Here is a 22,493-nt window from a genome sequence, read left to right on the forward strand (position 1 = left end):
CCCGACCCTCGCTGTCTCGGCGGCCCAGGCCGCCACTCCGACGACCCCCGCCCGCACGCGGCAGCCCCGCGCGCGCACCCGGCGGGCCGCGGCCCCCTCGACCAAGGAGCCCGATGACGACGAATCCCACCCTCGCCGAACTGACCGACAAGGCGACCGCCACCCGCGATCGGCCCGCCTACGGCCACGACGCCCTCATCACCTGCGACCGTCTGGTCCGTATCTTCTCGGCGGACGGCGTGGAGGTGCAGGCCCTCCAGGGTCTCGACCTGCTCGTCCGCGAGGGCGAACTCATGGCCCTGGTGGGCGCCTCGGGCAGCGGCAAGTCCACCCTCATGAACATCCTGGCCGGCCTCGACACCCCCACTGCCGGGGTGGCCCGGGTGGCCGGCCACGACCTGCTGGCCATGACCGGGAAGGACCGCCTGCACTACCGGCGCAAAGTGGTCGGCTTCATCTGGCAGCAGACCTCCCGCAACCTGCTGCCGTATCTCACCGCGGCCCAGAACGTCGTCCTGCCCCTCCAGCTGGCGGGCGGGCGGCGCCGCTCCCGGGCCCGCGCCGAACGTGCCCTGGAGCTGCTGGAGTTGCTCCAGGTCGCCGACTGCCGGGACCGCCGCCCACAGGAGATGTCCGGCGGTCAGCAGCAGCGGGTCGCGATCGCCGTGGCCCTCGCCTGCGACCCGGCGGTACTGCTCGCCGACGAACCCACCGGCGAGCTGGACTCCCACACCGCCCAGCAGATCTTCGCCGCGTTCCGCACGGCGAACGAGGAGCTGGGCACCACGATCGTCATCGTCACCCACGACCGCGCCGTTGCCACCGAGGTCCGTCGCACGGTCGCCATCCGCGACGGCCGCACCTCCACGGAGGTCCTGCGCCGCAGCGAGGTCGACGAGAGCACCGGCCACGAGACGTTGGTGGCCCGCGAGTACGCGATGCTCGACCGGGCCGGCCGCCTCCAGCTGCCTGCCGAGTACACGAGGACCCTGGGCATGCGTGACCGGGTGGCGCTGGATCTGGAGGAGGACCACATCACCGTTTGGCCGGACGACAGCGGGCACAGCTGATCGCCGGTTCTGACCGGACAGCGGGCGCGCGGGCGGCTCGCCGCACCACCGCGCCGGTGGCGACCAGGACGACGACGGTGCCCGCACGGCGGCCCGTCACATGACGGGTGACGACTCGGCCTGCTCCCTCGTCGCGTCCCGTATCTCCCCGTCGCGCAGTTCCAGCACCCGGTCGGCCAGGTCGAGCAGCGTCGCGTCGTGCGTGGCCACCAGCGCGGTGACGTGCTCGCTGCGCACCACCGCCCGCAGCAGCTCCATCACCGCATGGCCGGTCTCCGCGTCCAGCTGGCCGGTGGGCTCGTCGGCGATCAGCAACGAGGGGTTGTTGGCCAGGGCGCGGGCGATGGCGACCCGCTGCTGCTGGCCACCGGAGAGCTCGCCGGGCCGCTGGGCCGCGTGGTCGGCGAGGCCCACCAGGGACAGCAGCAGCTCGACCCGCTCCTCACGCTCCCGTACCTCGGTCCGGCGCATGCGCATCGGCACACCCACGTTCTCCGCCGCCGTCAGGATCGGGATGAGGCCGAAGGACTGGAACACGAAGCCGACCCGGTCCCGCCGCAGCGCCAGCAGGCCGTCCTCGCCGAGCTCCGAAAGGTCGAGACCGTCCACGGTGACACGCCCCCGGTCCGGTGTGTCGAGGCCGCCGACGATGTTCAGCAGAGTGGTCTTCCCGGAGCCCGACCGCCCTTTGAGCGCGACGATCTCCCCGCGCGGGATGTCGAACGACACACCGCGCAGGGCATGGACGGCGGCGGCCCCCTGGCCGTACGACTTGTGGACGTTCTCGACGCGCACCATGGTCTCGGCGACGACCCGGCTCATGTGTTCTCCCTTGATCCCCTGTGGGCGCCAGTATCGCCGCGTTCCGCCCGGCCCTCAACGCGGTGGGACGTCGGACGATGTTCTGTGACGGTCGACCAGGAAGCACGCGACAGTGCCCGGCCCTCGCACGCGCCGCCTCGTCGCTACGCCGTTCCTCTCATCGCACCTCTCTCGCGTACGGCGCGACGGCGATCCGGTCGATCAACGGCGCGTACCGGGAGCGGAGCAGCACGCCGGGGAAGGTGTCCGAGGCGTAGGTGGTGCCGTCGAAGTCGGGCAGTTCTTCGGAGCGGAAGGTGAGTGTGTTCCGTCCCTTCGCGAGTTCGACGGGGACGGTCAGCTCCCAGAAGTTGTTCTGGTGGAAGGTGTGCGGGAAGAAGACCCGCCGCGTCTGGCCGCCGTTGACGGTGAGGTCGGCGTGACGGGTGAGCGGGTCCGGGTTGTAGTGGGTGGCCGGGGACTGTTCGGGGTTGGCGTAGCGGATGCGCAGTGCGTGCAGGCCCGGCTGGTCCGCGGTGACGGTGAACGTGGCGGTGTTGCCGTTGCCCGGGTCGCCGCCGATGCCGCTGATCGCGGTGCCGCCGGTGGCCAGGGAGAGGGGACTGAGGGCGGCCGATCCGGTGAGCGCGGCGTCCTGGGCCTCGTACGTGCGCGTCCTGAGGGTGCCCTCGGTCGGGGTGACCGTGAGGCGGTCGACGAGGGTGATGCCCGAACCGCCGCTCACCGTCACCTTGTTGACGCCGCCGGAGAGGGAGACGGCGGCGCTGTTCTTGCGCTTGCCCAGACGCAGGACGTCCTGGCCGTTGACGGAGACACGGCCGTCCGTGCCGGCGAGGGTGTCGATCGTGAGGGTCGCTTCGCGGTCGGCGGGGGAGTAGACCCAGAAGGTGGCGGTTCCCTTCTTCGGCAGCCGGGCGGCGCCCGAGCCGGTGGCCGCCGGCTCGGGCAGGTCGTAGACGGGGCGCGCCCCGCCGCCGAGCCAGGCCAGTTCACCCTCGTACACCTGCGTGTGGGCGGAGGCGTCCGGCAGGGACAGGGTCAGCCGGTCCACGATGGCGTCGCCCTTGGTGGCGCGCTTGCCGTCGAGGCTCCTCGCGGCGAGCGTCAGGGTGTGCTTGCCCTTGGTGAGCCTGACCTCGGTGTCGCTGTGGTCCCACACCACCCACTTGTAGCCGAGCGGCAGGTACAGCTCCTGCTCGCCGGCCGCAGCGCCGTCCACCCGCAGGAACACGTTGGTGGGACCCTGCTCCTGGACCTTGTCGAAGGTGTTGAGGGAGTTGGCGAAGACGCTCAGGTCGTAGCTGCCGTCTTCGGGCACGTCCACGGTGAAGTCGAGCGTGACGTCCGAGCCGGTGCGCAGGCCGCCCACGTCGTAGCCGCCGGACGTGTAGAACTTCGACACGTCGCCCGTCGACCCCTCGGGGCCGTTCTTCGAGTAGCCGGAGCCGGTGTGTGCGGCGTCCTCGGCCTCGTACGAGCCCTGCCAGCGCACGGGTGCGGACTGTACGTCCTTCGCCGTGCCGGCCGGGCTGAGAACGATCTCGTACGCCGAGGACTCCTTGAGCGCAGGCAGTGTTCCGTCGCCGAAGTCGGCGGACACGCTGCCGTCGGCGCCGACCTCGAGATTCGTTTCCGCGAGCAGCTTCGGGCCGGAGCTGTCGCCGACCTGCCCGCTCCACTCGATCTCGCGGATCCAGGCGTGGACGCTCGTGCCGAAGACCTTTTCCGGGATGCCGGCGAAGGTGATGTGGCCCTTGCCGGCGGAGCCGCCGAAGAGCAGCCGGGCCTGCTTCTTCTTCTCGTCGAGGGTGGCGACGCCCTGCATGGTGTAGTTCCGGCCGGGGAACGGCGGGTCGACCGTGACGGTGTGGCCGCTCATGGAGGCGTAGGAATGCAGCAGCCACCACTGGCCGTTGCCGCGGTTGGACTGGACGGCGGAGTCGGAAAGGTTGCCGTCGATGTTCCAGTAGGCGATGTCGGCGTCCACCTTGGACTCCTCGATCGCGGAGACCCACTGGATCATCTGGCCGGGGACGGAGGTGTGGTAGTTGAAGGCGTACTCGTTGATGTTGACGGGGAGTCGGGTGCCCTCACGGTTGGTTCCCTCGAACAGGGCCCGCTCCCACGTCCGGTATTTGGTGACGCCGGCGCGTACGGCATCCGGGTGGCTCAGTTCGTGCCAGGTGATCACGTCCGGGAGTGTGCCGGCGGCGAGGGTGTGCGTGAGGAAGCCCTTCACCTGGTCGTACAGGATGCTGGTGTTGGGGCCGGCGATGCGGGCGTCGGGCATCCGGCCCTTGATGAGCCGGTACGAGGAGTCCCAGGCGGCGAGGAAGGCGTCGGGGGAGTTCAGCCAGCTGACCTTGTCGTAGCTCCACTCACCGGTGCCGAACATGTTGCCCTCGGGCTCGTTGAACGGCACGAAGACGATGTTGTCCTGATACCGCTTCGGCAGCCGGAGCACCTGGTCGACCTGTTTGGCGATCTTCTCCTCGTACAGCTTGACCTTCTCCGCGGGGGTGGCGCCCGGCCACTCGTACGGGAACCCACGGTGGATGTCGGTCATGTAGATGTACACGTCACCGTCGGTGGAGTCGGCCAGTGGCCCGACCACCTCCAGGGCGTCGGCACCCGGATGCTGGGGACCGTCCTGTGCCTTGGTGGAGACGGTGCGCAGACCCATGCCCTCGATGAGGTTGTTGGTGGGGACGTCGGGTCCGTACACGCCGTAGAGGGTGCCGGAGGCGCCGCCGTGGAAGGCGCCGGTGTCCGAGCCCAGGTCGACGGTGAGTTCGCCTTCGCGGACCACGGTGACGGTCGCCGTCACCCGGCGCCCGGCCGCCGTGCCTGCCGTCGTGAACGTGCCGGGCCGGGCGTACTTGTCCGACGGTACGGCGTCCCAGACGATCGGGGTGTCGCGGTCGTAGCCGTCGGAGTAGGTGGAGCGGACCGCTGAGGGGAGGGGCGGGGCCGTTGCGGCGGTGGTCCGGACCTCGAAGGACGTCCGCGACAGTGCCTGAAGCGTGGGGACGTCACCGACCATACCCGCCACCTGCTCGGCGCTGAGCGCCGAGTGCCATACCGTGAAGTCGTCGATCGCGCCCTTGAGGAGCGGATCCGGGTGGAAGGACCTTCCGATGTAGCCGGCGGCGGTGGCCGAACCGTCCAGCAGGTCCTTGGCCTTGACGGTCGTCGCCGAGAAGGAGACCGCCACGCCGTCGAGGTAGGTGGTGACCTGTCCGGCGGCGGTGTCGAGGGTGACCGTGACGGTGCGCCAGGCGCCGGCCGGGAGCGCCGCGTATCCGGAGACCTGCGACTCCGCGCCGCCTCCGCCGGTCGTCACGGCGGTGCGCAGCACGCCGCCGTTGTGGGACGGGGTGGTGAAGAGGTACTTCGTGGTGCCGGTGCCCAGGTCGAAGATCCGCTGCCAGGACGATGTGTCGTCGCCCCACTTCACGCGGGCGGACACCGTCAGGTCGGTCGCGTCGCCGACCACTCCCCGGGGCAGGCGCACGTAGGCGCCGTCGGAGGTGGGGGCCCCGCCGGGCAGGGCGAGCGCCTTGCCGCCGTCCCTGCCTTCGACGGTCCGTGCGGTGGAGCCGTTGACCAGACTCGCCGTCAGGCCGTTGCCGGAACTGTCGGTGATCCTTCCGGAGGCGAGGTCGTCCTCGTCGAAGGTGTAGCGGGCCGTGGGCGGGGGCGTCTCCGCCGCCTGCGCGGGGGCGGCCGGTGCGGCGAGCAGACCCGCGCCGAGGGCCAGGGCCGCGGCGGCGGAGGCCCGGCGGCGGGCTGAACTGTCAGCGGATGACGCGGATGACATGGACTGCGTCCTCGATCCTGTGAGTTACGGGTCCCGGCCGGTGGCTGCCGGGCCGTATGCCGGGCCGGTGAGGAGGATCCGCGGACCTGCGACGTCGAATCGGTTCGACGTCGGGGCATCCAGAGGGGGGCGGGATGCCCAAGGACGAACGGGGTCGGTGCCCGGCACGGCAACGGTCGTGGGGGGAGGGGCTGGCTCGGGTCGTCGGAAGGATCACTCCATCGAATCGGTTCGCAGGAAGCTAACACCGGGAAAATCCCGCAGCAATACCCCCGACGCAAGGAGCGTCGGCGAGGACCGCGGATCGTGCGGATTGTCCTGCTGTCAGGGGAGGCACCCCGATCCAGGTGCGGACAACCCCGCCGTGCGGCAGCACCGAACCGGTTCGAGTCAGGTTGTTCTCCAACGCGGGTCGGCCGCCCACCGGTGGTCGGTTCGGCAGGTTCGAGCGGCGGCCCGAGCACACAGGGGCGCGGCCGGGCCGGTGTGAGCGCCCCGAGCGACGTCTCTGCGCACCCGTCACGTTCGGACCAGCACGTGCGCCCCACGCGCTCCCCTCCGCCCCTTCACACCCCTGAGCACCGGGAACCGTCGGCCTCCTCCACGCCCTCCTGAGGGCATGTTCCCGAAGCAGCGGTCTCCTTTCGGCATCGTCCTCAGGGCGAACCTGCGGCGGCAGGCCGGCCCGTTGGCCGCGTTCGTCGTGGCCGCACTGATCGTGTGCGTGGTCTGGGACGGTCTGTACGCCCGGGACATGTGGCGGGAACTGGAACGGGCAGGCGGGTACACCGCGGTGGTCGCAGGCGCCGCCCGCTGGGACGAGGGGAACGTCGACCTCCCCGGTGCGCCACCCGGCGTCCGTGACGACGGCCTGCGCACAGCGTCTCCCCACTGCGGATCCGTCGGCTGCGGGCTGTCGCCCCCGGGGCCCTGCCGAACGCGATCGATCTATGGGGGAGACAGCCGGGCAGGATGCGGTGGGCCGACGTGTGCCAGGATCGCTCGACGGGCGCTGCGGGCGGCGGCCAGAAGGCTTTCGTCCAGTCTCATCTCGGCGTCGCGGGTGGAGTCGTTGACAGGGATGCGGGTACGTCTGTCGATCAGGGCCGTCACGTCCGGCAGTGCGGGGCGCGCGTGGCCGCCCATCCGGGCGAGACCCGCCAGGTAGTACTCGCCGACCGCGTAGTCGGCCAGGTGAGGTGTCATGAGGGCGAGCAGCCGGGGCAGGGCGGAGGGTCCGGCGTGTCGGAGCCACAGCGGGGCGCACTCCGCCTGTGAGCGGCAGGGGTGATGGAACGTCAGGTTGTACAGCTGGGCCGCCTGTCGGAAGGTCAGTGGGCCGTCGTCCAGCAGGGCCTCGTAGATCTCGGAGGCGTGAGCGAGACGGGTGATGCCCACTGGCCTGGCGGCGAGCAGCGCGGCGGCGGATGCGCTGTCGTACGACGTCGCGGTGGACGGGATCCGGCGGGCCCTCGTGGTCGGCGTGAAGGGGACCTCGGCGAGGAGAGCTCCGTGGGTCCGCATCGCCGCCTCGGAGATCGAGGCTGTCGCGAGCGCCTTGCCGAGAGCCGGGGTGATCCTCTGGCTGTGGTGTCGGACGAGGAGCGGCAGCAGCCCGACCGGTGCGGCCCGCCAGTCGTGGCACGCCTCGCGGGCCAGGTCGGCGCCGATGTCCCGGGTGGCGGGGTCGGCGAGGAGGCGGGCCACGAGGGCGTACGTGTCGTGCTCGCGCCCGAGTCCGTACAGGGCCGCGCCCCAGAGGTGCCCGACGTCCTCCAGGTGGTGCGCGGCCTCCCGGGCATCGTCGAGGAGTGCGGCGTCCAGGGAGCGCCACCGCGGGGGTGGCGCTGTCCGCAGCGTCTCCAGGTGCGCGAGGAAGCGGACCGACGCGAGGCCGTCGCCGGTCAGACGGGCGGCGGCCGGGCCGAGCGCTCTGGCCAGGACGGTGCGCACGACAGGATCGGCGAGTTCGGCGAGGGCCGCGAGAACCAGGCCGGGCTCCCCGTGGAAACCGACGAGACACGCGGCTCGGCGCCGTACTTCCTCGTCGAGGTCATTGAGCCGGGCCACAGCGGCGTCGACGGCCTCTGGCCAGGGCCGTTCGCGGGCCAGGCTGCGCAGGAGGTCCAAGGCCTCTCGGCGGACGACGGGTGCGTCGGCGTGTGTGAGCCGGAGCAGCCGGGTGGCGACCGTGCCGGTGCGGTCGGCGCGTATCGCCTGGAAGAGCGCGATACGGGAAGGGTGGGCGGGTGTCGTGGCCGTGCCGTTGGCCACGGCCTCGTCCGGCCACGTCATCGGGCGGGGCGGAAGTCGCCCTTCCGTGCTGGAGCTTCGATCATGAGACCGATCATCCCACACGCGCGACAGCTTGGGCAGGGTCGCCGCCTGCGCACCCCACAGGACGAAACTCCCCCGAAGTACTCAGCCATCGTCGGTCCGGGGCTCGGGCGCGTGTGTCCTGAGCGGACGAGCCCCACCCCGATGCCACGAAACTCCGTCGCGCGGATCGACTCACCCGGTTGTCCCGTTCAGCGAGTGACCCGATGCGCGGTTCGCGGCGGCCCGGCTCACGTCCGCCTCGCGCCCGGGTGCCCAATGACCCGCCTTGACCAGCGGGTTCGTGTGGCAGAAAGTGGTCCTATTGATCGACCGGGGCGGGAAGCATGACACATGAGGAATACGCCGCCCACTGCGAGGAGCTCTTCGCGGTGGGCGGATTCACGGAGGTCCGGAAGCTGGCCGAATCCGGCCTGGCGGAAATCGGACCCGATCCGGTGCTCTACCGGTGGCTCGGCCTCGCACATGCGGCGGAGGACGAGGACGACCACGACGACGAGGCGGAGAAGGCCTACGGGGCCGGGCTCGCCCAGTGGCCCGACGACCTCGGACTGCTGGTCTCCTACCTGGAACTGTGCCTGCGGGCCGACGGGTGGACGTACCCCGGGCGCAGCGCTCGGGCGGGCTCGCTCAAGGAGCGGATCGCCGTGCTGGCTCCGGCGGGGTCGCCCGAGGCGGCACAGGTGGAGGACGCGCTCGGGCGGGCCGGACGAGGCTACTGGCAGGACCTACGGGAGAGGACGGCCTCCGTGCGGGCGGAGCGGGCGGCTCTGACCTCCCACAGCGCCGATGTCGCCGAAGCGCTGGAGAAGGGAGGCCGGCCGTCCGCCCATCCCGAGGACCTGCGGGCCGCCGAGGTGGCGGCCGCGCTGGAGCTGCTGGCCGGCCCGTGGCGTGCCCCGCTCCGGCTGCTGGTCCGCTACCGGGTGGCCGCGTACTCCGCCGCCTTCGTGCTGGTCGTTGCCACGAACAAGGCGCTGGTGCTGAGCGGAACCGTCTCCTACAGCGCATGGGGCTGGATCTGGTACGCGCCCCTGCTGCTGGCCGACGCGAGACTCAAGCAGGCTCGGCGGGTGGCCCGGCAGCGGGTGATCGGCGCGATCGAGGCGCGGCACGCCGAGACCGCCGCCGCGGACCAGGGTCGGTAGTGAAAGCGACGCCCGATCGCGGATGATCACGATGTGCGGGACGTGGTGATCCGCTGCGGCGCTCACCTCGTGGGGGCGACGGACTGCTGCGACGATACCGCCGACCGACCCCCGATCACTCGTTCGACACCGGCCCGAGGAGGCGTACGCATTGACCGCCGTGGTGCTCGTGCATGGCCTGTATCACCGTCCCGCACACTTCGCCCTGGTGGCCGAACGCCTGCGGACCGCGGGAACCGAGGTCCTCGCTCCCGAGCTCCACCGGGGCTCACTGGCCGCCGACACGGCCGCGGTGCAGGCTGTCGTCGACTCGCTGCCGGATCCTCCCACCGTGCTCGGCCACTCCTACGGCGGGTCGGTGATCACCGGGCTGCGCGGGGTGGGACATCTGGTCTACCTGGCGGCCTTCGTGCCGGACGTCGGTGAGAGCGCGGCCGGTCTGGGTGGTGCGTCCCCGCAGCTCCAGGACGCGATCGACCTCGAGCCCGACGGCTCGACCAGCCTGCACCCCGGCCGGGCCGCCGACACCCTCTACGGAGACTGTCCCGAACCTCTCGCCGCCTGGGCGGTCGGCCTGCTGCGGGCGCAGGCCCCCGGCTGCGGGCGAGGCATTCCGGAGCATCACAGCTGGAAGCACACTCCCTCCACCTACGTCGTCTGCGGGCAGGACCGGGCCCTCGACCCGGTCCTGCAGCGGAGGATGGCCTCTCGCTGTACCGACGCGCGCGTGTGGCAGACGGGCCACTGCCCGTTCGTAGGACGGCCGGGTCTCGTCATCGAGCTCCTGCAGGAACTGCTCGCCGCCGCCCCGGATCAGCCCGGCGGAGGATGCGCAACCGCTCCTTGATGTCGCAGGTACGGGCGGCAACCGTGTGATCAGGCGGCGGCGCAGGGCTCGTCAGACGGCGATGATCTGCCACTGCTCCTCAGGCGCGCGGTGATACGCGACCTGGTCGATGTTGGCCCCGTCGGCGGTCGAGCCCGCGTCGACGTTGAGTGACAGTCCGCTGAACCGGTTGGTGAGGCAGTAATAGCCGTCACCGGTCGGGGTGACCGCCCAGTGCTGCTGGGGGACGTCGTCGTCTCCCCAGATGGACACGTTGCCGCCGTCCACCCGCGAGAGGCCGGCCACCTCCATCAGCTTGCCGCTGTTCACGTTCCTGACTTCGTAGTAGCCGTCGCCGGTGGAGCTGAAGGTCCACTTCTGCGCGGTGTTGTTCAGCCATGGCCATTGTTGGATGTTGGTGCCGTTGGCGGTGCCGAAGTTGTACACGTCGGCGACTTTGCCGCTCTTGCGGTTGACGATGCGGTAGACCGTGCCGTCGCCCGGCAGGACATTCGACACCAGGGTCGGCTTGGCTGTCCGGCCACCGATCCTGACGCCGCCCATGTTGGCGTAGCCGCCGGTGGCCGCGTTCGCCTGGATCCGCACGAAACCCACGTTCCGGGCGGGCCATTCGGTCACCTTGGTGGCGCGGTCGCCGGCCCAGGTGCCGGTGGCGACCTGGGTGAAGTTCGTGCCGTCGGTGCTGGTGTGGACGGTGTACGAGGTGATGTCGCCGTCGGTGGAGTTATTGCGGTTCCACTGTTTGGGCAGGTACTCCAGGGTGGAGACATTGCTCCACACCCCGCCAAGGTCGATCGTGATCGAGTGAGGCAGCGCCGAGGACAGTCCCCACGTGGACCAGCAGGTCTCGTAGCCCCTGTCGCTCAGCCCGTCGATGGCGTTGAGCGGTCCCTCGCCGGTGTGGAAGCCGGTGGCGTAGGCGCTGACGGGGGTCACGGGGTGTTCGGCGCGGAGCATCTGGGCGGGCAGTGGCGGGCGGGAGGCGTTGGGGCTCCATGCCGCCCCGACTTCGGCGAGTCGGTTGACGATGTTGGCGTCCAGCTTGCCGTTGCGGTTGGGCGGGCAGTTGAGGACGAATGAGGTGTACTTCGGTTCCAGGTCCGCCAGGTGCGACAGGATCGCCGCCTTGCTCATGGGGTCGGTGGTGGGCGTGGACGGATGCCAGAACCATCCGTCGCTGATCGTCTGTCCCTGCGTTGCGGCGTAGGTGTTTCCGGCCGGCGCGGTGATTCCCAACGGCTCCTCGAAGTAGATCGCGTCACCGAGGGAGGGCACGGACAGTCCGCCGTGGTCGATCATGACGATGTCCGGCTGGAGCGACTTCACGTGCTCGCGGATCCGCTGGTAGGAGACGGCCTGCTGGCCCATCTGCCATGCGTAGCCGTCGGTGACGAACATGTCGATGGTGCCGTAGTTGGTGAGCAGTTCGGTGATCTGACCCAGGATGAAGGTCATGTCGCCGGGCTGGATGGCATCGGTGATGTCGAGTCCGGTCACCTTGTGCCGGCTCTCCCACGCCTCGACGCCGAAGGTGCGGTCCCATATCGAGTAGTAGAGCCCGACCCTGAGCCCCTTCGCCCGGAAGGCGTCGCAGTACGCCTTCACCACATCCTGCTTGTAGGAGCTGTTCGCGACGTTCTGGGTGCCGTAGGCGCTCGGCCACAGGGCGAAGCCGTCATGATGCTTGGTCGTCAGGATGCCGTAGCTCATCTTCGCCGCGGCGGCGGCGGCCGCCCACTGGGCACAGTCCACGGCTGTGGGCGCGAACAGGGCGGGGCTCTGGTTGGGGGCTGCCCACTCCTCGTTGGTGAACGTGCCCAGGCTGAAGTGGTTGAACATGCCGAACCGCATGTTCACCAGCTTTTCCAGGTTGGTCTGCGGGTCCGCGGCGGCCGCCTCGGCCAGCAGGGGCGACAACGCGGGGATCACGGGCAGCGTGGTCGCGGCCACGGCGGCCCCGGCGGCACCCAGCAGTGTGCGCCGGGACACTTTTCCTGACGGCATGGTTCTACTCCCGGTTCGGGCGGCTCGGACGTTCGGGGTGAGGCGGTCGGACTGGCGGTCCGAGGGATGCGGTCTCCAGCCCTCAGTGACCCGGCCCTCCCTCTGGGCTCCAGGGCGTCGGATGTTACGCATGAAGTTCGGTCATGCACCCCGCCCATGTCAACGGGCGTGAAGGGATGAACTGTCGTCAGTGAGATGACATTTGGCACCGGTGGATGGGAAATATGACGATGCGTCTCCCGGTAAACATGGCATGTCTGACGCATTCATCCGTCCGGATGCAAGCGACGACCCACGCAGTGCGGCGAGTGCCCACGGCCGCGGCGAGAAGAAAGCGAAGTGTTCGACATGCCGGACATCGTTCGAAAACTATTGACGCTGATCGTGTCCCCCAACAAACTCGCCAACGCGATGTCATACGGGCCGAACGGCAGCACCTCGGCCGAGGCCTCGCGCACCCTGCCACAGCCATGCCTTCTCCAGGGATGTGAACCCATGCACAGCGTGAGACCTCGCGGTCGCCCAAGATTCCTGCCAGGCACTCTGGCCGCCGTGGCTGCCGCCTCGCTCCTGTGGGGCTTCACAGGTCCGGCCGTACCCGCCCAGGCGGCGGAGATCACCGACGGCCTGGCCCTCTGGTACAAACTCGACGCCGCCTCGGGCACCGTGGCGGTGGACTCCTCCGGGCACGGCCGAAACGGAACCGTCAACGGCACCGCGGGCTGGTCGGGGACCGGGGAGGGGCTCACGTTCGACGGATCCGGCACCTACATCAAGGTGCCGGACAACATCATGAGCGGCATGAACGCGATCACCGTTTCGATGGACGTGCAGATCGACCCCGCCCAGACCACGCCGTACTTCATCTACGGCTTCGGCAACACCAGCAACGGCAGCGGCAACGGGTATCTCTTCACCACCGGTAACTCGTTCCGGACCGCCGTCGCTTCCGGGGGCCCGTCCACCGAGCAGAACACCCAGGCCGCCGGCACGTTGCAGCGCGGGGTCTGGAAGCACGTCACCTACACCCAGACCGGCAACACGGGAGTCCTCTACAGGGACGGCGTGGAGGTGGCCCGCAACACGTCGGTCACCATCACCCCCGGTTCCATCGGGTCCGGCACCACCACGGCCAACTACGTGGGCAAGTCGGTCTTCACCAGTGACAAGCTCTTCAAGGGCAAGATCCGGGACTTCCGGGTCTACGACCGAGCGCTGGCACCCGGCGAGGTCCTCGACATCAGCGGCAACACCACGGGCATCGCGAAGGTCACCCACCCCGCGCTGAAGACCGACGCCATCATCGACGACGCCAACAGCAAGATCACGCTTCCCCTGGTCGAAGGGACCGACCTCACCGCGCTCGCCCCGCAGTTCACCCTCGCCGACGGCTCGTCCATCAGCCCCGCCTCCGGGACCCCGCGCGACTTCACCCAGCCCGTCACGTACGAGGTGACCGGCTCCGACGGCGCCAAACGCACCTGGACGGTCGCGGCGTTCATCATGAGGAGCCCCGTCCTGCCGGGGCTCACCGCCGACCCGGACATCATCAGGTTCGGGGACACCTACTACATCTACCCGACGACCGACGGGTTCCCGAACTGGAGCGGCACGCGCTTCAACGCGTACTCCTCCAAGGATCTGGTCCACTGGACCGACCACGGCGTCATCCTCGACCTGGGACCGGACGTCAGCTGGGCCGACAGCAAGGCGTGGGCGCCGACGATCGAGGAGAAGAACGGCAAGTACTACTTCTACTTCTGTGCCAACGGCAACATCGGTGTAGCGGTCTCCGACTCGCCCACCGGCCCGTTCGCGGACGCCCTGGGCAAGCCGCTGCTGCAGGCCGGCGCCTACACGGGTCAGATGATCGACCCGGCTGTCTTCACCGACGACGACGGGCAGTCGTATCTCTACTGGGGGAACGGCCAGGCGTACGTCGCGCCTCTCAACGACAACATGGTCTCCTTCGACGCCTCGAAGGTCACCAACATCACCCCCAGCGGCTTCAGGGAGGGTGCCTTCGTCATCAAGCGCGCGGGCACCTACTACTTGATGTGGTCGGAGAACGACACCCGGGACGAGAACTACCGGGTCGCCTACGCCACCGGCTCCTCGCCCACCGGTCCCTGGACCAAGCGGGGTGTCATCCTCGAGAAGGACCTCTCGCTCGGCATCAAGGGTCCCGGCCACCACTCCGTCGTCCAGGTCCCGAACACCGACGACTGGTACATCGCCTACCACCGTTTCGCGATCCCCGGCGGAGACGGCACCCACCGCGAAACCACCGTCGACAAAATGGAGTTCGACACCGACGGCCTGATCAAGAAGGTCGTCCCCACCCTGAGCAGCATCGCCCCCGTCACCGTCGGCACCGCCCTGCCGACGAACACCACCCGCTCACTGCGATCGGTCAACTTCCCCGGCCGCTACGCGGTCGTACGCTCGGACAGCCTCGGCTACCTCGACCCCGTGACCTCCTCCAGCACCACCGCGGTCAAGCAGAGCGCAACTTTCACCGTCGTCCCCGGCCTGGCCGACTCCAAGTGCTATTCGTTCCGTGACTCGTCCGGCCGCTACTTGCGCCACGCCGACTACCGGGTCCGCTTCGACGCGAGCAACGGCACGCGGCTCTTCAGCAAGGACGCCACCTTCTGCGCCCGGCCCGGCTCGGTCGCCGGCTCGGTCGGCCTGGAGTCGTACAACTACCCCGGCCGCTACCTGCGCCACTACAACTACGAGCTGCGCATCGACCCCTACCAGGACAACGCCACCTTCCGTGCCGACAGTTCCTTCACGGTGGTCAGCCCCTGGGCCTGAGCGGTCTTCTCGCCCACCCGGTGGCCCGCACGGCGGCAAGGTGCGCGCCGTCTCGAGTCGAGAGCGGGTGGGAGAGGCCCGGGCTGGGCATCCGGGCCGCCGGCCGTGCGGAGATCCGCTCGTCACGAACGTCCGACACGGCAGGCAAGGCCGCCGCCCGTCCACAGGGGAGGGGTGACGGCCTTGCCCGATGCGGTCACGCGGCGGGGCACCGCTCAGGTGTCCTGCCGCCGGGACACGTCAGTCCACGTACCACTTGCCGCACTTGGTGACGCCCTCGATCTCGGCACAGGCACGCGCGGCGAAGTTGGAGTTGAAGACGGACTGCGTGCGGGTGCCGGTGTAGGGGCCGCACATCTTCCAGCCCTGGCTCTTCGCCTGCTGATCGCTGACGATGCCCTTGGTGTTGGGGAACGAGTGGAAGCTGCGGTCGACCCACAGCCGGTCGCCGGCCTTGCGGCCGGACTTGATCTCCGCGCGGCTGTAACGGTCGAGCGCCGACTCGTTCTGCAGCTCGACCCGGCGACCCCGGAAGTCGAACGAGGCTCCGGACTCGACAGCCCTGAAGCGGCCGATGACGGCAATGCCGTCGCAGTCGGCCTCGGTGGCCGAGGCCACCGACGCGGGGACGAAGACTACGGCGCCGCTGCTGATCAGTACGGCCGAGGCCGCGACCAGGCGGCCCATACGGGGCTTCTTCACATGGGTTCCTTGTTCGAATGGCGTGTACGGGCGGGGCCTACCGCTGCGCTGGACAGGCGAAGACCGGCAACGAAGTGCATCGTCATCTCGATGTCGCCCAGCGGCATTCCGCGTTGCCCACCGAACAGTGCGCCACAGACCTTGCGGAAACCTTGCGAACCGGTCGTGAACTGGGCAGTTGAACAACATCCTCCCCTCCCGGTCGGCAGCCCACGAGACACCTTCACGCCACCGGCTCGACGACGTACGCGCAGACCGGGCAGACACACCGGGTAGACAGACCACGCAGACAGACCAGGCAGGCAATCCGTTGCCCCGGGATGGGTCGAGCCGCGGGAAAGCGTGAGGCACACGATGTGGAGCCACGCTCGCTTCGACCGTGCACCAGTCCCTGCCTGCTTCGCGGGCGTCCTGTCGATCCACGGGACGACGTGGTTGCGTCCACATGAGGGAGGCAAGGCCGGGACTTGAGAGAGTGTCAGGTCCATCATGCCTGTTCGGAGGCGGTCTCGGTAGGACCCAGCGCACGTCCGTTCGGCCTTGTGGCGGCGGATTTCGCGCGCCAGACTCGTCGTCATCCACTCTCCGGCCAACGTGTCGACAGCCTCATGCGGCTGTCGGTGCGTTCGCCGTGCTGTCTCGCCGTGTGACGTGCACAGGCCGGGGAGTGGCGGGACGAAGGGGGATCGATGGATCAGGACATGGTGATGCTGGCGAGGGTCAGGCTGCTCAGTGCCAACCGACGGGTGGTGCGCGGTGCCGAGGGGCTGTGGATCTACCGCCTTCTGACACAGGTCGAGCCGGAGGTGTACGGGTCGAAGTTGGCGTACGTCCTGCTGGAGGCGAGCGCGTCGCCCCTGGTGGGGGAGTACCCCGAGCGACGGTCGGCCCTGCTGGACGAGGCCGTTGAGGTGGCGAAGGCTCTCAGCACGTCGAATCCCTACCGGTCGAAGATGCTGGCCAGGGCCGGACAGCTCCTGAAGAGCAACGGCGGGTTCGCCGACTGACCGTCGGACGTGACAGTGCGAGCGACCGTGGTCTGCGCCCGCACGACCGAGCCCCCGTCCTCGAAGCGGGTGCCCGCCCCGGACGAGCGACGAGGCGGGCCCGGCCAAGGGGACCGTTCGGTCGAATCGGTGGCATCGTCGGCGACCGTGCCCGCCGAGCGGCTGGCAACTGCTGTGCCGCGGACCCCGACCGAGTCCTGGACGTCGTCCTGCGCTCGGTCGGGGTCCGCGGACGCCGACGCTCAGATACCGGCGGCCCCTGCGGATGATCAGCGGGGTGCGCGGCGGGTCCCGTCGGGGCCGGCGGGTGCGTGGAGGCGGGGCCCGAGTCAGGCGAGGGGCCGCCGCCGGCGCCGGCCGCCTTGGGCGCAGGTGACGCAGGTGGTGGCCGCCGGACGGATCTCCAGGCGTTCGGGCGGGATCATCCTGCCGCAGCCTTCACACCGTCCGTACTGTCCCTGTTCGAGACGTTCCAGCGCCCGGTCCAGTTCTTCCAGGTGCTCGCGTGCCTGCGCCATCAGGCCCGCCACATGGGCCCGCTCGAAGGCGGTGGTGCCTCCCTCGGGGTCGTGCTCGTCGTCGACCGCGATCAGGGCGTTCGCCGCGACGATCCCGTCGAAGTCCCGGCTCAGCGCGGCCGACCGGGCGAGCGTGTCGGCGCGGTCGGCCGCGAGGCGTGCGCGGACGCTCGAGAGCCAGGACGGATCGGGAACGTCCTGGCGGTGGCGGGAAGACTCGCCCATGCTGGGGCAACGCGGATCCGTGGTCCAGGATTCCCCCGGCCACCCGCATCCTCCCTTCTCCGGGAGGCGGGGCCCGTCGACGGCTCGGCGGTGGCGGCGTTCGAGAGGTGGGACCGTACCGGGGGGTGCCCGGCACGGTTGGTGAAGGGCCCGGCTCGTGCTGTGACCGTGCAGGTACGCCGGGCTGGGCCGTCGCATACGGCCAGGTCCTTCAGCGGTTCATCGTGTGGCCGCCGGCGTCGGGCCGAAAGCGTCACCGAGGCTGGTGAGGACGGAGCCGGGCCAGCGGTTGTCCCCGAACACGCTGATCGGCGCGGCGAGCACGCCGTGTTCGCACCGGAGTGTCTCGGCCGGGATCTCCACCGGGAAGAAGTAGTTGCCGGGACACGTCCGGCTCGCCGTGGGAATCGCCCCGAGCACGTCGTCCGGCAACCGTTCGAACAGCCGCTCGGCGCGTGCGGCGAGTTCGTCGACGACCCGCTGGGGCACGTCGCTGTGTCCGATCAGCAGACGGTGGGCGAGGTGCAGCTGTGCCGGCGTGGGCGGGTCCGCCCGGAACGCTTCGGCCCATGCGGCTTGCGACGGACTCAGCAGGACCACGCCGAACGTGCGTGGCCACAGCCACCCCTTGGTGACCGAATGCAGCAGGACCGCCCGGCCGGTGTCCAGCAGTCGCCGCGTGCCGGCGGCGAACGGGGCTCCCAGGTCGTAGACGCTGTCGATGAGCAGGCTGCGGCGTGGTGAGCCCCGCAGCCACGACACCACCGCGGCGCACTCGGCGTCGGACAGGTACCGGCCGAGGGGTTTGCTGGGGTTGGCGAGCAGCAGGTATTCGGGCCGGCTGCTCGCCGGCGATCCCGGCAGGGCCGGCGCCGGCAGCGTCGGGTAGGACCCGGGCTCCAGGCCTGCAGCACGGGCCAGTTCGAAGTAGACCGGGTACACGTCGCCGGGCAGCCACAACTGCGCATCCTCGGCGTGCATCCGGTGGAACAGCACGCCGAGCCCGTGCCGGACCCCCCGACAGACCATGGCGTGGCCGGACCACTCCCGCGGCAGCTCGAAGCGCCGCAGCCAGGCGCGGGCGAGATCGCACCGGTGCACCGTGGCCACGTCGGTCGGAGGTTGCGGCCGGATCGGGGCAAGCGCCCGGTACACGTTGGTCTCGGCGGCGTCGAGAAGGGAGGATGAGGCACTGAGCTGCCGTCGCCGGAATCCCTGGAACTCGTCGAACCTCATGCCGTCGCGCCTTCCGGCAGGATCTCGCTGGCCCGGTCCTCCAGGGAGGCGTAGCAGCGTCCGTCGGCCATGACGTTCCAGCTGCGCGCGATCCCGCTGGTGCGCTCCCAGAGCAGGCTGGGCTCGGTGTAGGCGGCAATCCGCATCGGCCGTCCGGCCCAGCTGCCGTGATAGACCGGCGCGCCCCAGGGCAGTCGGCTCGCCAGTCCGAAGCCGTGCTGCCCGGCGAACCGGGTGACGAGGGACAGCGAGACCTGGTGTTCCCGGCTCCAGACGTTGGCGGTGCGGTCGAAGTAGAGCGACTCGGTGCTGGTGGACACGTAGAGCTCCTTGAAGCAGACTTCCTCGACACCGAGAGCCGCGGCCCACGACAGGTAGTCGGCGACGTCCTGCGCGTCGGCGACACCGCCGTGCTGGAGTACGCAGATCAGCCGCATCCGCAGCCCGGGCCAGCGCTCACGTTCCTCGCGCCAGGTGCCGATGACAGAACTCACCGGTGTGCGCAGCATCATCAGCCGCTCGCTGACGGCGTCGTCCTGATGGTGCCGGGAGACCGCCAGCACGCTCAGGCCCGCCGTACTCAGGGCTGCGAGGCGGTCGGCCCGGTCGGCGTGCCGGCCCTTCGCCAGAGTGTGCGCGTTGGTGATCAGGACGACCTTCGGGAAGGCCGCCGAGCAGGCGGACACCAGTCGAAGCTGCTCGTCGAAGGGAATGAGGGTGGGCTCCCCGCCGCCGGTGATCACCGCACGCTCGGCGCCCGCCGCACGGGCGCGCTCCAGCCAGTGGGTGACCGCCTCCCACGGGACCCGAGCCGGCGCCTGGTCGCTGGAGATCGATGCCGAGGAGAAGCAGAACGAGCACCGGGCCTGGCAGGCGGAGGCGACCGGCAGGAGCGACACCGAGCGCGGTCGCGTGTCGGCGTAGCGACGCAGAGTCGATCCGTGCAGCTGCAGGGAGGCCGCCGTCGCATCCTCGACGGTTGTCGCACGCAGAGCGAACTCGTCGCCCAGGTGGTCGAGTTCGTGGATCGCTGACAACCGGATGTGCGCCTCGTGCAGTTCCGTGCCGAGGCCGGTCGCCACGTTGGGCACCAGCTTGCCGGGGTCCACGGTGGTTTCCAGCACCAGCAGCCGGTCGCCCGGAATGGCCAGGCGGTCCAGCAGGCGTCGCGCCTTGGCGACGCCGATTCCCAACTCCGCCCGGGTCAGCAGGTGGAACCGGTCGGGATAGGTGCTCTCCGGAATCCCCGCCTTTCCGTACGCGTACGCGTACTTGTCGAAGCCCTTCGCGAAGTTCGACAGCACGATGACGTGGAAGCGCTGGTCGCCATGGTTCATCCGGTCATCATGCACAGTCGGCGCGCCCCCACGCACCCCCCGGACAGGGTCGACCAGGGCGATACGGCGACGCAGCGGTCTTGACAGGAGATCGGGATGACGCTTTCTTGGTGTCGTTGCATATAGCGGCACTGTTGTGTAGTGCACAACAACATGAAGTCTGTGTCGACGGCTGTGCACGAGAGCCGGGACATCCGGCGACGGAACGGCCCTGATTTCCCTACCACCCGGAGTGGCGCTTCAGATGACTCGCAACGCACCTGTCGACGATCCCGGGGACGCCCGGCTGCGGGTCGGCCCTCCCAAGGAATACGCCGCCGGCCTCCCCGCGGTCACCTCCTCGCTCCGGCACGCCGGCGAGCAGATGGGAGCCCGCCGGAGCCTGCTCACCCTCCTGCGGGTCAACCAGAAGGAAGGCTTCGACTGCCCCGGCTGCGCCTGGCCCGAGCCGGAGCACCGGCACCGGGCGGAATTCTGCGAGAACGGCGCCAAGGCGGTGGCCGAGGAGGCCACCGTGCGCCGGGTCACCCCGGACTTCTTCGCCGCGCACACTCTGGAGGACCTGCTGCCCGCCGGCGACTACTGGCTCGGCCAGCAGGGCCGTCTGACGCACCCCATGTACCGCACGGCCGGCGACGACCGCTACCGGCCGATCTCCTGGGACGACGCGTTCGCCGTGATCGCCCGGGAACTCGCCGCCCTCGACCACCCGGGCCAGGCCGCCTTCTACACCTCCGGCCGGGCGAGCAACGAGGCCGCGTTCCTGTACCAGTTGTTCGTCCGGATGCTCGGCACCAACAACCTGCCGGACTGCTCCAACATGTGCCACGAGTCCAGCGGATCGGCACTGACGGAGACCATCGGGATCGGCAAGGGCAGCGTCACCCTGGACGATCTCCACGACGCCGACCTCATCCTCGTGGTCGGTCAGAACCCCGGTACCAACCACCCCCGGATGCTCTCCTCGCTGGAGACGGCCAAACGCCGGGGCGCCCGGATCATCGCGGTCAACCCGCTTCCCGAGGCGGGGCTGCTGCGGTTCAAGAACCCCCAGCGGCCGTCCGGCGTCCTCGGCGGCGGCACCCGCCTGGCGGACCTGTTCCTCCAGGTCAGACTGGGCGGGGACCAGGCGCTGTTCCAGGCCTTCAACCGTATGCTGCTGGAGGCGGAGGACGAGGCCCCCGGTTCCTGCCTGGACATGCCCTTCATCGACCGGTACACACACGGTTTCCAGGAGTTCGCCGAGCACGCCCGCCAGGTGTCGTGGGACGAGGTCCTGACGGCCACCGGCCTGCCCGAGGAGGAGATCCGGGCGGCGTTCCGCGAGGTGCTGGCCGCCGAGAAGATCGTCGTCTGCTGGGCGATGGGCCTGACCCAGCACCGACACTCGGTGCCCACCATCCGGGACGTCGTCAACTTCCTCCTGCTGCGCGGCAACATCGGCCGCCCCGGCGCCGGCCTCTGCCCGGTACGCGGCCACTCCAACGTGCAGGGCGACCGCACCATGGGCATCTACGAGAAGCCGGACGACGCGTTCCTGGACGCGCTCGGCGCCGAGTTCGCGTTCACGCCCCCGAGGCGGCACGGCCATGACGCGGTCGAGAGCATCCGGGCCATGCGTGACGGAGACGTACGGGTCTTCGTCGCGCTCGGCGGCAACTTCGTGGCCGCCGCCCCCGACACCGACCTCACCGAGCGGGCTCTGCGCAACTGCCGCCTCACCGTGCAGATCTCCACCAAGCTCAACCGCTCGCACGTCATCGCCGGGGAACAGGCGCTCATCCTCCCCTGCCTCGGCCGGACCGAGGCCGACCTGCGGCCCACCGGGCCCCAACTGGTCACCGTCGAGGACTCCATGGGCATGGTGCACCTCTCCCGAGGGCGACTCGCCCCCGCGTCCGACCACCTGTTGAGCGAGGTCGCGATCGTCTGCCGGATCGCACGGGCCGCGCTGGGGGAAGCGGGCTCCCACGTGCCCTGGCAGGAGTTCGAGAAGGACTACGACCGTATTCGCGACCGCATCGCCCGCGTGATCCCCGGCTTCCAGGACTTCAACCAGCGGGTACGAGCGCCGGGCGGCTTCGCGCTGCCCCACCCGCCGCGCGACGAACGCCGCTTCACCACCGCCACGGGGCTGGCCAACTTCACCGCCAACCCGCTGGAGCGGCCCCACGTGCCGCCGGGCCGCCTGCTGCTCCAGACACTCCGCTCCCACGACCAGTACAACACCACCGTCTACGGCCTGGACGATCGCTACCGCGGTATCCACCAGGGCCGCCGTGTCCTCTTCGTGCACCCCGGCGACCTCGCCGACCGGGGCCTGGCCGACGGGGACCTGGTCGACATCGTCAGCGAGTACGACGACGGGGTGGAACGCAGGGCGCCGGCCTTCCGCGTGGTGCCCTACCCGACACCCCGCGACTGCTGCGCCGCATACTTCCCCGAGACCAACGTCCTGGTTCCTCTGGACTCCACGGCGGCGATCAGCAACACCCCCACCTCGAAGTCGATCGTCGTCCGCCTGGAACCGGTCCCCGCCGACCCGTCCACGGGGATCTGAGGTCCGACGAGGAGAACAGGGGGCCTCCTCGCCCCGCAGG

At 69.9% G+C, this 22,493-nt stretch carries 14 protein-coding genes; 6 read left to right on the forward strand and 8 right to left on the reverse strand.

Annotated features, from left to right (window positions below):
* Positions 1–113 precede the first annotated feature (113 nt).
* A complete protein-coding gene (locus tag C6376_RS27550) occupies positions 114–1,070 on the forward strand; it encodes an ABC transporter ATP-binding protein (protein WP_107445904.1) in 957 nt (318 codons plus the stop codon).
* 96 nt (positions 1,071–1,166) lie between these two features.
* Here the strand turns inward: C6376_RS27550 and C6376_RS27555 are convergent, their stop codons facing one another.
* The 3 genes from C6376_RS27555 to C6376_RS27565 form a co-directional block, all read right to left on the reverse strand.
* On the reverse strand, positions 1,167–1,892 hold the full coding sequence (locus C6376_RS27555) for an ABC transporter ATP-binding protein (protein WP_107445905.1): 726 nt from the start codon (positions 1,890–1,892) through the stop codon (positions 1,167–1,169).
* 157 nt (positions 1,893–2,049) lie between these two features.
* Positions 2,050–5,712 carry a LamG-like jellyroll fold domain-containing protein gene (locus C6376_RS27560; protein WP_107445906.1) on the reverse strand — a complete coding sequence of 1,221 codons (3,663 nt, stop codon included), beginning with the start codon at positions 5,710–5,712 and terminating at the stop codon, positions 2,050–2,052.
* Between the two features lie 948 nt (positions 5,713–6,660).
* Positions 6,661–8,007 carry a hypothetical protein gene (locus C6376_RS27565; RefSeq protein ID WP_107445907.1) on the reverse strand — a complete coding sequence of 449 codons (1,347 nt, stop codon included), beginning with the start codon at positions 8,005–8,007 and terminating at the stop codon, positions 6,661–6,663.
* A gap of 368 nt (positions 8,008–8,375) precedes the next feature.
* On the opposite strand from C6376_RS27565, the gene C6376_RS27570 reads away from it, so the two are divergent.
* Both C6376_RS27570 and C6376_RS27575 read left to right on the forward strand, forming a co-directional pair.
* Positions 8,376–9,197, forward strand: a complete 822-nt coding sequence (locus C6376_RS27570; protein WP_107445908.1) for a hypothetical protein — start codon at positions 8,376–8,378, stop codon at positions 9,195–9,197.
* Positions 9,198–9,348: 151 nt separating this feature from the next.
* A complete protein-coding gene (locus tag C6376_RS27575; protein ID WP_107445909.1) occupies positions 9,349–10,044 on the forward strand; it encodes an alpha/beta fold hydrolase in 696 nt (231 codons plus the stop codon).
* Positions 10,045–10,095: 51 nt separating this feature from the next.
* Here the strand turns inward: C6376_RS27575 and C6376_RS27580 are convergent, their stop codons facing one another.
* On the reverse strand, positions 10,096–12,048 hold the full coding sequence (locus tag C6376_RS27580) for an alpha-L-fucosidase (RefSeq protein WP_107445910.1): 1,953 nt from the start codon (positions 12,046–12,048) through the stop codon (positions 10,096–10,098).
* Between the two features lie 552 nt (positions 12,049–12,600).
* On the opposite strand from C6376_RS27580, the gene C6376_RS27585 reads away from it, so the two are divergent.
* Positions 12,601–14,868 carry a family 43 glycosylhydrolase gene (locus C6376_RS27585; RefSeq protein WP_319595659.1) on the forward strand — a complete coding sequence of 756 codons (2,268 nt, stop codon included), beginning with the start codon at positions 12,601–12,603 and terminating at the stop codon, positions 14,866–14,868.
* Positions 14,869–15,108: 240 nt separating this feature from the next.
* Here the strand turns inward: C6376_RS27585 and C6376_RS27590 are convergent, their stop codons facing one another.
* Complete coding sequence (locus C6376_RS27590; RefSeq protein ID WP_159083262.1) at positions 15,109–15,570, reverse strand: hypothetical protein; 462 nt, start codon at positions 15,568–15,570, stop codon at positions 15,109–15,111.
* A 689-nt stretch (positions 15,571–16,259) separates the two neighbouring features.
* On the opposite strand from C6376_RS27590, the gene C6376_RS27595 reads away from it, so the two are divergent.
* Positions 16,260–16,577, forward strand: coding sequence for a hypothetical protein (locus C6376_RS27595; protein ID WP_107445912.1), 318 nt, complete (start codon positions 16,260–16,262; stop codon positions 16,575–16,577).
* Between the two features lie 329 nt (positions 16,578–16,906).
* Here the strand turns inward: C6376_RS27595 and C6376_RS27600 are convergent, their stop codons facing one another.
* The 3 genes from C6376_RS27600 to C6376_RS27610 form a co-directional block, all read right to left on the reverse strand.
* Entirely contained in the window at positions 16,907–17,320 is a 414-nt protein-coding gene (locus C6376_RS27600; protein WP_107445913.1) for a TraR/DksA C4-type zinc finger protein, read from the reverse strand.
* Positions 17,321–17,539: 219 nt separating this feature from the next.
* Positions 17,540–18,556 carry an aminotransferase class I/II-fold pyridoxal phosphate-dependent enzyme gene (locus C6376_RS27605; protein WP_107445914.1) on the reverse strand — a complete coding sequence of 339 codons (1,017 nt, stop codon included), beginning with the start codon at positions 18,554–18,556 and terminating at the stop codon, positions 17,540–17,542.
* Complete coding sequence (locus tag C6376_RS27610) at positions 18,553–19,893, reverse strand: radical SAM protein (protein WP_107445915.1); 1,341 nt, start codon at positions 19,891–19,893, stop codon at positions 18,553–18,555. Before C6376_RS27610 ends, C6376_RS27605 begins: the two co-directional genes overlap by 4 nt.
* A gap of 244 nt (positions 19,894–20,137) precedes the next feature.
* On the opposite strand from C6376_RS27610, the gene C6376_RS27615 reads away from it, so the two are divergent.
* A complete protein-coding gene (locus C6376_RS27615) occupies positions 20,138–22,453 on the forward strand; it encodes an FdhF/YdeP family oxidoreductase (protein ID WP_107445916.1) in 2,316 nt (771 codons plus the stop codon).
* The last annotated feature ends 40 nt before the right edge of the window (positions 22,454–22,493 follow it).

This window comes from Streptomyces sp. P3, from assembly GCF_003032475.1.
In the GTDB taxonomy this organism is placed as follows: Bacteria; Actinomycetota; Actinomycetes; order Streptomycetales; family Streptomycetaceae; genus Streptomyces.